The sequence below is a fragment of the Acaryochloris sp. IP29b_bin.137 genome (assembly GCF_028285745.1).
Taxonomy (GTDB): Bacteria; Cyanobacteriota; Cyanobacteriia; order Thermosynechococcales; family Thermosynechococcaceae; genus Acaryochloris.
Genome location: NZ_JANQOP010000221.1, coordinates 1 through 13,052 on the forward strand (window position 1 = coordinate 1; position 13,052 = coordinate 13,052).

Genomic DNA, 13,052 nt, shown 5'->3' on the forward strand with positions numbered 1-13,052 from the left:
ATAGGGTAGTCGTTTCGGCCACCCTATTTTCTTTGAAATCACACTGCCCTATCTACTGCTGACTCTAGATTTGAAGTACCTTGTCATCCCCAAAGGTCAACGAACCAAATAAGTAAGAAAATGAGCCAGATAGAAATGTCTGTCGATTGAAGTTATAGGTGACTTTGGCACTTAGTTGATGCCGAATGTCTAAATTATCTGCACCAATAAAATCATCAATGATGACTCGATAGCCTAGCTGTCCAGTTAGTTTAGGTGCTAAATCATAGTTTAAGTTTAACCCTATACGATGAGAGAATCGATCGCTATTCATAGTACTGGTAAATATTGTTAAAAAGTCATATTGAGAATTAAGCGTCAACTTATTTGCTGAAACTCCTGTGAGTAAATCTTCTCGATACAAGGTAAGCTGAGCTGCATTCTCCACTAAGTCATTTGTTGAACCTACTCCAAATACGTCTCTTCTAACCCATCCCAGTTGTCCAATTGTTTTATTCCCAAACCGTTGTTGTAATCCAAGCTTTGTATTGATTGAATTAAAACCTGATGACTTAGTAAATCGGATAAATCTGCCTTCTATTTCCCCAATTAAGTTAGTCTTTGCTCCCAATTTAGGTGTTGCTTGCAGGGTAGCACTGTTAGTAAATTGAGTGCGAGCGGGAATCGTAGCAGCAATACCAGAGGTTGTGTTGACGGAAGATCGTAATTTCAACCGTACATATTTCTTTTTCTGCTTAGAAACTGGTCTTAATCCTACATCAGATTTACCAGGAGTAAAGAGCTGATCAGGAGGAGGTGGTGGTGGAGTAGGGAAATCAGTTGATCTTTCCTCAGTTAAAGTGCTATCTGCTTGGAGAGGTATGTGTTGTAATAGATCAACTGCACTATGAGAGCTATATGTAGTAGATCCAGGTTCACTATTATTACCAATTTTGTCAAGTTCTTTGATAATAGTAGATGAAGTACCTGGATCTTCAGTTGCATATAGTCTCAAAGATTTTTTTGGGCTTATATGGTTTTCAAATAGGAATCTTTTTTTTGAGAGAAATGAATAATTACTATCAGACTTTTTGGAAGAATAATTTATCTCAGTTTGATCTGCTATTGGTTTGGGTTTAGCATTAGTGATTCGATTTAAATCCCATATAAGCCAACTAGATACAATGCCAACTAAAACAAGCGAATTGTGCATGCTTACTGTCCCAAATAATTATTAATCCATCTAATTTTAGTAGAATAGGATTTTTCAACGTTTTTGATAGTCTTTATGTATTGAAATGATCGCAGACTAAGATCTACTGTTATTAAAAATATTTTGTGAATGACTGTATCAGATTAAGTTTGAATTAAATCACTAAATTTAGAAAGAACACATGATAAAAGGCTTTTATTAGCTTTTTAAAAAGTATCTAGAGTATTCCTTGTTATTGAGATTTATTTATTCTAAAGGAGCTGTTGTACCATCTAGATTTTGATCTTCTAAAGGAGCTGTTGTACCATTGAGATCCACTGTTCCTGGGAGTGGATCGTCGGGACCCACATTATTGGAAGGGCTGCCTTCTGGGCCTGGACTATTTAAATCACTTTCTGGTCCACTGATAGGAATTGCCTTTACAGTTTCTTCTCTAACGGCAAAAAGCATTTCTTGAATATCTCTGGGTTGCTGCCTGATGTAGTTTATATCTTCTTGAGTAGGGCCTAACCCAAGAGTGAGACGATTATTTTGATAGAATGCTCTTAAATTAATGTCTATTGGCGTACTAATTTCTCCATCGATCGTAATATTTACTTCTTTCCCTACTCCTAGTAGAATTCTTTCACCTGTCCTATTACTTGTGACAGTAACACCACTGTCTTTTGTCAGAACGCCAACAGTTGTTCCTTGCGTTTTATCGTGAATGATATATAACGCTGTTCCAGATGATCGTGTTGTAGCTGATGGCGTAATTGTCTCGCAAGCTGAATCAGGTGCCGGCCCTTTGTGCAAATAGACAACTTCGCCTTGGGCTAAATGTAATTTACATTTTTTTGTTGGTGCGAATTGGGTTTCAGTTCTTACTCCTTGGAAATATCCAGTTTTACGAGATCCCGTACTACGAAGCTTAAGAAATAAATTAAGTCCACTCCTATCACCAGAACGTACCCATTCCTCTTTTAATAAATATTGCTTACTAGATGGAATAGTTGACCAATTTTTTCCTCTACCTATACGGACATCCCCTTTAATCTCTACCAAATCTACACGTTCGAAAGCCAAACTAGGAATATTTAAAATCAGTACTAAACAGGCGCTAGCTAAAAGGTCTCGGCTTAGAGAAAGAATTGAATGATTTATTGATTTAGCCACTGATAATCTCCTCTTATTACAGTATCTATATCTGATATTTTATGGTTTATTTTTTTGATTACCTCAAACTAATTTCTTAGTAGTTTAATGAATTGCATAACAATGGAAACCGCCTAATCAGCTTAAAGCCATATTAGGAAAGGGCTTGATGCTTCTATAATTCTGAAAACCGCTATGGCTTTGTTAGCTTTATTTTCTTTGATTTAACTTCTGCAAGAGCTGATATATTTATCAATTCAAAATCTTGAATAAGTCTACAAGAAAAATATCGGTAGTTTCAAACAAAAGACTATTGAGAAAAAACAAACATAATATATAAACTTCTTACCTATATTTTTCGGCTAGCAACCTTAGTAATACGCTTCATGAAATAAAACTTAACTAAATTAGTTACACTAAAAAAAGCTCTACAACTTGTTTATATTTTGGTTGTAAATAGTTTGACTTAAATAGCTAACATATTTTCTTCGCGAGGAAAATCGCAGAAATTTATCTAGTGATTTTTAGTATGTATTCTTTGGGCACTATTCAGCTAAAGAGTGACACATTCAATCCCTCTGGCTGTCTATATCAGAGGAGAAAAATTGCTTTATCGCAATATATGGTTTTAGTGAAGAGGGTTCAAATTGCTGCAATCTGGCATTGGCAAATATCTGAGGAGTGAAGGAACCATGGGTGGTGATGACTGATGAATCACGCACTTTACAGACCGTGTGGCAATACGCTTTGAGGTCCCAAGTAGAGTAATTATTTCTCGATAGTAAATCTGGAGTATTTGAGCTAGAAGAGTTGACAATTCTCTGTGCTGATGCCCTTGAACGGCTTTACTTGGTTGCTGCTAGCACTACTCAGGGGATGGCTGTTCTCATTAAAGGGCTGTGCCAACAGGTTGATCTGCATTGACAACGAGGCATGAGTTATCTCAAGATTGGATTGCGATGCTTCAAAGGGGCTGACCATAAAGGACGGGAGTTGTTGAGATCAGCTCTCCTATTCATCAATGATCCACAACTGTGCTTTGCCTCTAAAAAAGCCCACAAGAAACACTACAACAAAATTTGACTCTTCCGTATCCGCTCTTTACAGCTCAAGGCTTTATTGAAGATCTGTCAGGCAGTCAGGGATAGGAGGCTAATTTGAGTGACATCGGTTTACCTAATCGTTGAGCAATCAGCCGAATCTCCTGAGCAAAGGGGACAAAATGTTGCTAGCTCAACCAACACCCGTCGGCCAGATACTCTTACCTGGGCTGCACCATTAATCAAGGCACATCGCAAACGTTCCCTCTGGACCTTTGCCAACACAGTTCCACGAGCCGCTTAACGTAAAGTGATCATCAGTAGATAAGCTACTTGCGCTAAAAACAGGCGAAACTGATTAGCCGTAAAGTTGCGACAACTAAGATCCCCACATCTGAACTCAAGTCAAGGTCTGCAAATTTTACACACATACGGATGTTGCTGGTAAAAGTCGAAGGTTACATCACTGTCACAGGTTGTCATGCCACAATAACGCTACAAATTCTTTGGAAAGCTTAAGTCTACTATGGTTCACGCTCTTTTCCCTATAACAGTGAAACTATTCATGAATAATCCAGGCTCAAGGCCGCCGCATTCTCCTGGCTCAAATTAAAACATGTGTATTATTGAGATTGCATAAGTCATTTAATGATCTACGTAAATCCCCTGATTTTTTGGTACAGTTCTTGAATTATGCTTAGCCTAGGCCATTACAGAAGTCTTGTGCTTACTTCGTTTAAGATAAAGACTAGGCCAATATGCAGGTAGATTTAGACCGTCTGAGTTTTCATGTTGTCTATGATCTAGTCCAAGCAAAATAAAGGGAAACTTTACGAGCTTCCTGGTTCTCATTGTGATTTTGCAATTCTAACCATGAACCCGAAATAATAGCACCTGGTTGATTTAAACAGAAATTCTCGTGAAAATACGGAGTATCCAAAGTTAGCTAGATAGTCCTAGCAGGGAATCCTTAAGTGAAGAGCTGTGGGTCTCATGGAGGTAAAAGGGAAAAGAGACATGACAACAGTAATGGTAGTTGATGACAGCCCCACCATGCGCGCCATGTTAACAGATATGTTGCAGCGGAATGGTTTAGACGTCATTGAAGCAGAAGATGGATTAGCAGCCAAAACAATGCTGCAATCCAGTCGTTACCCAGACTTGGTAATCACCGATATTGTGATGCCCCGGATGAATGGCTATGAACTGTGCCGTTGGGTAAAAAACGATCTGAAAGATCTCAACTTACCCGTCATTATGTGCTCCACCAAAGGAGAGGCATTTGATCGTCATTGGGGGATGAAACAAGGAGGGGATGCCTACATTACCAAGCCCTTTAATCCTACAGAGATGTTGGAACTGATTCGTAAGCTCCTAAAGACCCGCGCAGAATCCTAGCTAGGGTTTGGGTCAACCACGATGGGAATCGAGATTGAACGCAAATTTCTAGTCATCAGTGAAACATGGCGATCGATGGGGTCTGGAGTCCCTCTTATTCAAGGGTATTTAGCTGACAGCAATCCAACCACGGTTAGAGTTCGTATCGCAGGTGAGAAAGCTTTTCTCACTATAAAAGGCAAAGTCCAAAATTTAACGAGACAAGAGTTTGAATATAAGATTCCAGTCGCTGATGCTCAAGCGATGATGAATCTTTGCTACCCAAGAGTCGTTGAAAAAACGCGTTATAAAATTGCTGTTTCGGATCTGATCTGGGAGATTGATGAATTTTCAGGGACCAATCAGGGGTTAGTCCTTGCTGAAGTAGAGCTGTCCGCTCCCGATCAATCGGTCATCTTACCAGACTGGGTGGGCCAGGAAGTGTCTGATGATCCCAGATACTTTAATTCTTATTTGGCTGCTCATCCCTATTCAACTTGGGGAGGGTAGATCATTACCGATAGAGGAATGGGAGCCAAGCGGGTTTATCCCTTGCTATCCGCATTGACGTTAAAGAGAAACGGTACTTGGCCCCCGTCTTTCCCACTGATTAAAACGCGAGGCATTTGGGAACCTCCCTGTCTCCAGGCTTCGATGGCTTCCTTTTGCAGCACCAATTTTCCCCCTTGATCTTTCAGAGTTTCGGCTAGTAAGCGTTGGGCTTCTGCTTTACCTTTAGCTCGATTTACTTCAGCTAGGGCTTCTTGCTCGGCTTCTCGAGCTATATAAACCGCGCGTTGGGCGCGTTGTTCGGCAATTTGTTTTTCTTCGACGGCCTGGGCAAATTCGGGAGAAAAGTCCAGATCGACTACACTCGTATCCAGAACAATGATGCCGTATTTTTCCAGACGCTTGCTCAATGCCTCATCAAAATCCGATTTCAGCACTTCCCGTTCAGTAATGGCTTCCTCTACCGTGCGACGGGAGGCGGCAATTTTGAAGGACTCTTGCGTCTGCGGTGCAATAATTTTGGAAACAATATTTTGTAGCGATCCTTGCTTGCGTCTGACTTCTACCACTTCTGTGGCATCAAGTCGAAAGTTAATAGCAAAACGCGCTGTTAGATCTTGTAAGTCTTTGGTGGAACTTTGTGCAGGCACTTCAAATTTTTGGACCGTCAAATCGTAGATATCGACCCTGGAGATAAAGGGCGCTTTAATGTGAATACCTTCTAAGAGGGCCCCATCGCGCGCTTTACCCAAAATACTGAGAACACCAGCTTGGCCTGGGTTAATGATCACAACGGAATTGAGACCCAACAGTACGAGTAGTGCAATAATAATTCCAAGATTTGCTGGATTCCAATCCTTCATGCCTGAGCCTTCTTGCTGATCTTGCCTTTCTCAGGGTAGCTGATTTATCCCTTTCGAGGGAACGGATTTGGCTTCGATTTTCTTCGATCGCTGTTTAGGCAGCAGAACCGTGAAGGTGGTTCCCTGTTGCAAGGCGCTGTTAACCGTCATCTGACCCTGGTGATTGTGGCAAATTGCTTGTGCGATCGCAAGTCCTAACCCCGTTCCCATAACTTTCCCTGAGGGAGACGGGTGATGATGTTCCCTTGCAGGGACCAAAGACCGCTGTCGGGCGGGATCCACTCGATAAAACCGATCAAAAACGTGGGGCAGCGCGTCCGCTGGAATGCCCATCCCCTCATCCTGAATGGCAGCTTCGAGATATGGGATGCCCTGGTGGAGACGCTGTTTCAGAGCAAGACTGACCGTCCCTGCTGAGGGAGTATATTGGATGCCATTACTAACCAGATTGGTAAACAACCGGACCAGCTGATCATAATCACCAATGACAGAAAAAGGCTCTTCGCCTGGGATCGTTGGTGGTTTAGCTTCATCTAAACTCAGGCGCAGATGGATCCCTTTACTCGTTGCTAAGGCTTGTTGCTCTTCGATGACTTCCATCAATACTGCATCCAAAGGGCAGGACTGAAGATCAAGCTGGAGCATTCCACTATCTTGACGGGCTAGAAATAGCAGATCATCCACCAGGCGACCGAGCCGCTGAGTCAGCCGCTCAATCACTTCTAACTGCTGACGCTGTTCCGGGACGTTGAGTTCTGGGTCTGCTAAAGCGACCTGGACATTGGTCTGAATCAAGGCAATGGGATTGCGCAGTTCGTGAGAGGCATCGGCTGTGAACTGTTTAAGGTGTTGGTAAGAATCTTGGATGGGTTCAATGGCTAATCCAGAGAGAAACCAACCCGTTGCTGCGACTAACCCCACCAGTAAACTGGTTCCCAAACTTAAATCAATAAATAATTGTCGGGCGGGTTTAGTGACCTCAAACCAAGGATGGCTGACTCTCAGGTAGCCCAATACATTGTCGTTAAACACAACCCGTTGGGTCAACTGACGCAACAAGTAATCTTCCGCAATTTCGACCGTTTCACCCCGATAGCCCAAACGAATCGGAACATCTAGCGGTTCAGATAGGGTAGACCATAATAAATTTCCCTCTGCATTAAACCACTCCAGATCAATCCGATCATCATCCACTTCATCCGGAGGATCGCCAAAACTCGCTTCAATATTGACTTTTAGTGAAGACGCTACCAGGGAAGACTCGGCATGACTGGCTTCCACGACTAAGGATCGTTGAACCACTTCTACAACATGGCTCAATGTGTCATCGACCCGCTCGATCAGCGTGCCCCGAACGTATAGATAAAAACCACTAGCAAACACCAGCAGCAGGATGGCGGTGACTCCGGTGTACCAGAGTGCTAACCGTCGCCGAGTAGTTTGGAACATACTGTAAGCGTTATTCTGAAGCTGTTTCCAGTGCTAATCGCTCTTTATCCCGCTTGCGCTTCTTAGCGTAAAGCTGAATGGTAACGGCCATGGCAATAACCAGGGCAAAGATAACCCAAACCGTTGCATCGGTGGGGAGGCTATTTTTAAAGACTGCTAGTAACACAATTGCCACCAGCATCAAGGTGGGGGCCTCATTTAAGGCGCGCAATTGCTGGCCGGACCATCCACAGGTGCCTTCCTCCAGCTTTTTCATCAACCGTCGGCAGTAGAAGTGATAAATCAGCAACAGGGCGACAAATGCAAGTTTGACGTGCAGCCATCCTTGTTTCAGAAGTTCTGGCTGGGTCCCTAGCATACCAATCGCCATAGCAACGGTGACCATCATGCCAGGGTTGGTAATGATCCCGTAGAGTCTTTTCTCCATCAGCGTGTATTGCTGTTTGAGGATAGCCGGTGCGGGTTCGGGTTCGTCGTTGGCTTCCACATGATAGATAAACAGGCGGACTAGGTAGAAAAGTCCAGCGAACCAAACGACCACTCCAATAATATGAAATGCCTTAAACCAAAAGTAAGCCATGACTGTGCTAACACCGCAAACAACCTAAAATCCATCCTAAACTACCCTTGCCCAGGCAGGAGAGGGAACAGCCGTTGCGTTATCTTCCTTAAAGATTAAGGGTGCCCCTCATCGATGTGCAGGGATGACTCGTCTTAAGTTGGGTGGGTTTGATTAGTCTGGAGAATGTCCTAGATCTGTGTTACTTCGTCACCGTATTGATGAGCATTGCCAGAGCAATACCGTTTCAGTCTTATGCTTCAACGAGGGGAGGACAAGTTACGCGAGTGCCGCCAAGGCCGCAGTAGCCCCCTGGATTCTTGGCTAAATATTGCTGATGATATGCTTCAGCATAGTAAAACTCAGGAGCGTCCAATATTTCAGTCGTAATCCCACCTAACCCTGCTTGGGCTAGTGCATCCTGATAGATTTTCTGGGAAGCCAACGCTAGCACCTGTTGCTGATGGGTGTACGTGTAAATTCCTGAGCGATACTGGGTTCCGACATCATTCCCCTGCTGCATCCCTTGCGTTGGATTGTGGCTTTCCCAGAAAACTTGGAGCAGTTTTTCATAACTAATGACTGATGGGTCGAAGATTACCCTAACCACTTCGTTATGCCCCGTCATCCCGGTGCAGACTTCCTGATAGGTCGGATTAGGAGTTAAGCCGCTTGCATAACCAACTGCAGTGACGTAAACCCCCTCTTGTTGCCAAAAACGTCGCTCTGCTCCCCAAAAACATCCCAAACCAAACATTGCCTGCTCCATCTCTTCAGGAAAAGGGGGAGTCAAAGGATTGCCATTCACATAATGCTGATCAGGGACAGACATAGAAGTGGAGCGACCAGGTAAGGCTTCGTCTGCCGAAGGTAAGGTTAGCTTTTTCCCAAATAATCCAAAAAGAGACATGATGATCCGTAATTCGATGCGAAAGAATAGAGAGGTATTACCTTAAGGTTAACGAATGATTCGTACCTTAGTGCAGGGTCAGGCTTTAATTCTGATGCGATGAACCGACGGTCGGGTTCATTCAGGTTTGATCACCTGACAACATACCCCACTAGTAGGGAGATTGAGAGGATCGCAGGTAGAGTGGATTACAATTGTGGGGTGCTTTGCCCTCAAAACGCTGACTTCAGTCTCCCAATCGATGGTCGTCCGACACTAGAAAAACTAACTGCAAAGCGCTTGGCGCATATGCTTCATATTCCCCGGTAAATCTGCGCGGATGGCCTCTTGGATAAAGATAGAAGGCACGGGTATTAGCGGTGTAGCGGCAACGGAATAGGTCAGAATGGTGCCTTCCCCACAATCTTGCAAGGTGAGGTCAGCAGAAAAGTCACTAAAGCTGCCGCGTTCTAGAGAAAATTGGATCTGCTCTTGGCACTGTTCCGACACTCGCAGGAAGATTTCCACATCAATGGACAGTAGGAAAAATGTTTTACGGGCGGCCTGGTAGAGGCGATGAGTATGATCCGTTGTGTGGGAAGAATTTTCCAGTATCTCGCTTTTGACAATATCAGGGAAGAACCGAACCCAACGGCTATAGTTGGTGAGCTGGGACCAAATCTGCGATCGCACCCGAGGCAGATACATCTTTGCCGTTACCGCACCTCCCCAACTCGTGTGAGAACGAATATCTAACAGGATTTCACCTTGCAATAGATCAACCATTTGTTGAGGAGAGAGGGGAGATTGAGTTGGATTAACCGCTAGGGAAGAGACACTCATAGCAGGATCAAGATGGGACATGACCGTTAAACCCCTAATGGAGGAATAACTGTCAGGGCCATCATAGCTCTATTGATTAAAAAATATGTATTTTGAGTCACAGGCTGTCCCGGGAGTGTCATAGAAGTTATCGCAACAAGAGGTCACAAATACGCAACGTCCCCTAACCGCTTCGCTTGTTAACGCCTAGTATTCCCAAATACCAACCATTGGTCATCACATGGCCTGTCTTTTCCCTTTTCAGCATAAAAATCTCATCATGCGCCACCCGTTGGAGATGTTTTTAGGGAAGGTAAGAACGTCACAATCTCTGGGAACTGCACCAAAATCACTAATACCAGCAGTTGCAAGATAATAAAAGGTATGGCGCCGCGATAAATATCTGACGTTTTGATCTCGGGTGGAGCCACTCCCCGTAAATAAAACAGAGCAAAGCCAAAGGGGGGGGTTAAAAAAGATGTCTGTAAATTCACTCCCAACAAAATGCCGTACCACAGCAAGTCCATGCCCATGGCTTGGGCAATGGGTCGAAAAATGGGCACCACAATAAAGGCAATTTGAAAAAAGTCGATAAAGAAACCTAGCAAAAACACCGTCAGCATACTGACCAGTAAGAAACTGAGTTCCCCACCGGGTAGATTTTGCAATGCATCGGAGACAAGGATGTTCCCGTTCAACCCAATAAACACTAAGCTAAAGGCCCGAGAACCGATTAGAATCAGCATCACCATACTGGTGATGCGTAGGGTGGACTCTGACACTTCCAACAGTCGTTTTAAGGACAACTGACCGTTGACCCCGGCCAAAATAATAGCGCCTAACGCCCCTAGTGCTCCCGCTTCTGTGGGGGTTGCGATTCCCCAAAAGATACTGCCTAAGACCAAAAAAATCAGGGATAAGGGCGGAATGAGAACCTTGATCACTCGAGCTGCCAGTTCTTTTCCCTGCATTTCCCGCACGGTGAGGGGCAAGGCCGGAGCAGCCTCCGGTTTAAAGATGGCAATCATGACAACATGCAGAGCAAACAGTCCGGCAATCATTAAGCCTGGAATTAAAGCCCCTAGGAATAAATCTCCCACAGGTACACCGAGTTGATCGCCCAATACCACCAGCACTACGCTGGGGGGGATAATTTGTCCCAAAGTACCCGAGGCGACAATCACTCCGGCAGTCAGCTCCTTACTGTAGTTGTAGCGGAGCATGATCGGCAGCGAGATCAGACCCATCGCTACGACAGAGGCGGCGACAACACCCGTTGTGGCTGCCAGCAAAGCCCCCACAAACACCACGGCTAAAGCGAGTCCGCCCCGAATTGGCCCAAAGAGAATGCCAATGGTTTCTAGCAGCTTTTCAGCCAGGCCTGATTTCTCCAGCATGGCTCCCATAAAAATAAAGTAGGGAATTGCCAGGAGCGTATTGCTCATCATGGTGGCGAAAATTTCCTGAGGCATCGCCAGCAGATTGGGATCTACCAAAATTTCTGGATCCACCCAGCTGATCGCGGTGGGTAACATGCAGAATAACAGGGCCACACCACTCAACGTGAAGGCCACCGGATAACCTGCCGACAGGAGGACTAAGGCGACCCCAAACATGGCTAGGCTCAGCCAGCTATAGTCCATGGTCGGTTTCTCCTTCTTGGCCTAAACTGAGTCGCTTAATTTTGACGCCATTTTTGATCGCTTCCGAAATCCCTTGCAGCAAAAGCAAGACGAAGAATATGCAGACGACTGATTTAATGGGATAAAGGGGAAGACCCCCAGCATCCGGCGAGACTTCCCAGACCTCCCAGGATTGGACGATGGGAGTCCACACATAGTAAATCATCAGACTACAAAAGGGGATGACAAACAGTAATGCCCCTAAGAAGTTGACCCAAGCTTGTCGTTTGGGGGGCCAGCGATCATAAAATGCATCCACACGCACATGGCCGTTGTGCTTAAGGGTATAGGCGGCCCCCAGCAAAAAGGTGAGGGCAAATAAATATTCCTGTCCTTCAATGAGGGAATTAGAACTGAGGTTTTGGCCAATCAAGTTGCCAATTTTCCGCCCCAAGGTATTCCAAACCCCAATCATGATCATCAAAGGAATCAGCAAAATGGTAAATTTGCCTACGCCTTCATTGATCGCATCAATGATCTGGGATAGTCGCAACAGCTTCTGCAATCTTCTAGGGACCTCCACCATCTATCTGAGACCTATCCTCTCAGATCACGGCCCTGAATCAGAAAGCAGAGAAAAAAACGGACGTTATTACTGGAATCCCCATTTCAGCCACGGAGTGGGATCGACGGCTTGACCATTCACATTTAACCCAAAGTGCAGGTGAGGACCAGTTGAAGCGCCGGTAGAACCCACCGTGCCGATAATTTCGCCTGCCCGCACCATTTGACCTTCTTTGACTTTAATATCTCGCAAATGTAAATAGACCGTATTAACCCCTTGACCGTGGTCAATACCCACAATGTTGCCATGAAGTTGAAATCCCTTGGATTCATATCCAACAAGTCGAACTTGTCCTGCAGCTGAGGCTTTAACCGGAGAGCCACCCCAACCAGCATAATCTAATCCTCGATGGTAATCGGGATCAGAGTAATCGCCATTGTAAATGCGCGTAATCCCATACCCAGCAGTGAGGGGCCCATTATTGGGACGCAGGAACTTGCCGCTCCAGAGTTTTTTGGGAGAAACAATCGCCTTAAAGGCATCCACACGATCAAATTCGAAGTCTGTGCCTGACCCTTTACCTGGTGGTAACCAAATGCTCTGGGTCCGGAACCATTGTTTACCAATCCACAGCATCATATTGCGAGTGCGTTGATTCCCGGTCACGATTAGGCTGCGACGACCATGTTTTTCTAAGGGAATGGTGGGTAAAAAAGCCCGCCAGCGGTTGGTCGCGATGGGATAGACGGGCAGTTTTTTCCCTGCAACTTTGACAACGGGTGCTTGAGTGAGTTGCTCGCCTGGATCTGGCTTGATGGTAATGGCCAGAGTGTCACCCAGATTGGGTCTCTTAGGGGTTACAGTGACGTCTAAGGCTTGGGCGGGTAGGGAGGTAGCACTTTCTAATGTTGCCAAAAGAAGAAAGCTCAGCCAACGAAGGTTTTTATAAGTCATGCAGAGATAAACGATGCAGTCTATAAATACATAGTCTAGATGAAATACATAGTCTAGATGGTAATGGCTGGAGTTC

Annotated in this window: 12 protein-coding genes and 1 pseudogene; 2 read left to right on the forward strand and 11 right to left on the reverse strand. The window is 44.8% G+C overall.

Going from position 1 to position 13,052, the window contains the following annotated elements; genetic code table 11:
- Positions 1–64: 64 nt before the first annotated feature.
- From Q0991_RS15325 to Q0991_RS15335, 3 genes and pseudogenes are all read right to left on the reverse strand, one after another.
- A complete protein-coding gene (locus Q0991_RS15325) occupies positions 65–1,192 on the reverse strand; it encodes an outer membrane beta-barrel protein (RefSeq protein ID WP_299489741.1) in 1,128 nt (375 codons plus the stop codon).
- A gap of 246 nt (positions 1,193–1,438) precedes the next feature.
- A complete protein-coding gene (locus Q0991_RS15330; RefSeq protein ID WP_299489744.1) occupies positions 1,439–2,347 on the reverse strand; it encodes a hypothetical protein in 909 nt (302 codons plus the stop codon).
- A gap of 1,117 nt (positions 2,348–3,464) precedes the next feature.
- A pseudogene (locus Q0991_RS15335) lies at positions 3,465–3,750 on the reverse strand (transposase); the annotation flags it as partial.
- A gap of 633 nt (positions 3,751–4,383) precedes the next feature.
- Here Q0991_RS15335 and Q0991_RS15340 point away from each other — a divergent pair.
- Positions 4,384–4,764, forward strand: a complete 381-nt coding sequence (locus Q0991_RS15340; RefSeq protein WP_299489746.1) for a response regulator — start codon at positions 4,384–4,386, stop codon at positions 4,762–4,764.
- Between the two features lie 21 nt (positions 4,765–4,785).
- Positions 4,786–5,253: a CYTH domain-containing protein gene (locus Q0991_RS15345; RefSeq protein WP_299489748.1), complete on the forward strand. Its 468-nt coding sequence runs from the start codon at positions 4,786–4,788 to the stop codon at positions 5,251–5,253.
- Positions 5,254–5,288: 35 nt separating this feature from the next.
- On the opposite strand, the gene Q0991_RS15350 is transcribed toward Q0991_RS15345, so the two are convergent.
- From Q0991_RS15350 to Q0991_RS15385, 8 genes are all read right to left on the reverse strand, one after another.
- Positions 5,289–6,116 carry a prohibitin family protein gene (locus Q0991_RS15350; RefSeq protein ID WP_299489751.1) on the reverse strand — a complete coding sequence of 276 codons (828 nt, stop codon included), beginning with the start codon at positions 6,114–6,116 and terminating at the stop codon, positions 5,289–5,291.
- A 30-nt stretch (positions 6,117–6,146) separates the two neighbouring features.
- Entirely contained in the window at positions 6,147–7,565 is a 1,419-nt protein-coding gene (locus Q0991_RS15355) for an ATP-binding protein (RefSeq protein ID WP_299489754.1), read from the reverse strand.
- 10 nt (positions 7,566–7,575) lie between these two features.
- Positions 7,576–8,145, reverse strand: coding sequence for a protoporphyrinogen oxidase HemJ (gene hemJ / locus Q0991_RS15360; RefSeq protein ID WP_299489756.1), 570 nt, complete (start codon positions 8,143–8,145; stop codon positions 7,576–7,578).
- A 232-nt stretch (positions 8,146–8,377) separates the two neighbouring features.
- Positions 8,378–9,034 carry a peptide-methionine (S)-S-oxide reductase MsrA gene (msrA, locus tag Q0991_RS15365; RefSeq protein ID WP_299489759.1) on the reverse strand — a complete coding sequence of 219 codons (657 nt, stop codon included), beginning with the start codon at positions 9,032–9,034 and terminating at the stop codon, positions 8,378–8,380.
- Positions 9,035–9,298: 264 nt separating this feature from the next.
- A complete protein-coding gene (locus tag Q0991_RS15370) occupies positions 9,299–9,877 on the reverse strand; it encodes an SRPBCC family protein (RefSeq protein ID WP_299489761.1) in 579 nt (192 codons plus the stop codon).
- A gap of 236 nt (positions 9,878–10,113) precedes the next feature.
- Positions 10,114–11,478, reverse strand: a complete 1,365-nt coding sequence (locus tag Q0991_RS15375; RefSeq protein WP_299489764.1) for a TRAP transporter large permease subunit — start codon at positions 11,476–11,478, stop codon at positions 10,114–10,116.
- Positions 11,468–12,022 carry a TRAP transporter small permease subunit gene (locus Q0991_RS15380; RefSeq protein ID WP_299489767.1) on the reverse strand — a complete coding sequence of 185 codons (555 nt, stop codon included), beginning with the start codon at positions 12,020–12,022 and terminating at the stop codon, positions 11,468–11,470. Before Q0991_RS15380 ends, Q0991_RS15375 begins: the two co-directional genes overlap by 11 nt.
- A gap of 87 nt (positions 12,023–12,109) precedes the next feature.
- Complete coding sequence (locus Q0991_RS15385; RefSeq protein WP_299489769.1) at positions 12,110–12,937, reverse strand: M23 family metallopeptidase; 828 nt, start codon at positions 12,935–12,937, stop codon at positions 12,110–12,112.
- Between the last annotated feature and the right edge of the window lie 115 nt (positions 12,938–13,052).